2 pseudogenes are annotated in these 1,083 nt (G+C 60.3%); one reads left to right on the top strand and one right to left on the bottom strand.

What is annotated here, in order from left to right:
• Nucleotides 1-70: 70 nt before the first annotated feature.
• Nucleotides 71-703: pseudogene (locus tag EP28_RS11535) on the bottom strand (DUF6735 family protein); the annotation flags it as partial.
• A gap of 113 nt (nucleotides 704-816) precedes the next feature.
• On the opposite strand from EP28_RS11535, the pseudogene EP28_RS11530 reads away from it, so the two are divergent.
• Nucleotides 817-1,083, top strand: a pseudogene (locus EP28_RS11530) (hypothetical protein); the annotation flags it as partial.

Below are 1,083 nucleotides of genomic sequence, written 5' to 3'. Positions count from 1 at the left end.
TCACGAGCCTTTGGCGGGGCTCACCCATTCCGGCCCCTGAAAAACAGCAGCTGCCACGAAGCAGATCGAACTAGGAGTGGTTCAGGCTCGCCTTCTCGAAGGGTGATTCCCCGGTCGGAATGAGCAGCTCCTGTCGGTCTCCGACTCGCTCGGCCAGCTTCCGTTTCAGGTACTGTCTCGCCGTCGACGGCGTGAAGACGCCCTTGTCGAGCATATCGCCGACGACGTCTTTGAGGGCCGCAAACTGTCCTTGGAGGTGGCCATCGCCGACCGGCTCGCCGTCGTACCAACGCACCGTCGCGAGCGCGCCGTTCCCGACTGTCTCTCCCTGTTCGACCGTCTCCGAGTCGTACTGGAGGCCGAACCACAGCGTCCGATAGGCGGTCACCTCGAACGTCGTCGACACCACGAAGAACGCCTCGTGGTGGAGATAGTCGAGATGGTCAGCCACGATCTCGTCGAGCGTGAGCCCGGTGGCGCGGGGCTTCGGCTCGACGACCGTCGATGGTCGATCCTCGCCGGCGAGGTAGCCGTCGACGGAATCTGCCTCGAGGCCATCGGCCAGCTCTGCGAGGAGCTGTTTCGCCCACTTGGAGTCGGTGTCGTCGCCACCGAACGGCGATTCAGCCGAGATTCGGTGCTTGAGCTTCAGGTTCGCTGCACCCCAATGGCTGTAGTGGAGCGTGTACTGTCCCTCGTGTCTACTACAGTCACGTTACCACGCCGGATTCCCCCCCCCCGATTGGTAAGTACAACCCGAGAATCGAACATCTTGTTTTGATAACGGCTTTAGCGATACCACCCTCACCCTATCGTATGAGCAGCGAAGCAGGGGGTGGCGTTCGCCAACCGTTTTTGGGAATAGTTGGTGTGTTCCTCTGGGCAGTCGGACTGATCGTTGGAACGATCCTGTTTCTGTCACAGTCTGCCGCAGCTACGGTCGGCACCGACCTCGTCTTCAGTGCGCTATCCATTCCGTTTCTTGAGGCATCCATCGCCGAAACCTTGCGAGATGCGAACGGGATTACGCAATACGGACTGGTTTTTGTGATGGCGGCGATTCCTTGGGTCGAGATCGTCGTC

Origin of the sequence: Halorubrum sp. BV1, from assembly GCF_000746205.1 — an archaeon.
Classification (GTDB): domain Archaea; phylum Halobacteriota; class Halobacteria; order Halobacteriales; family Haloferacaceae; genus Halorubrum.
Note: the sequence above shows the minus strand (reverse complement) of the source record. Positions and strands in the feature narration are given on the sequence as shown.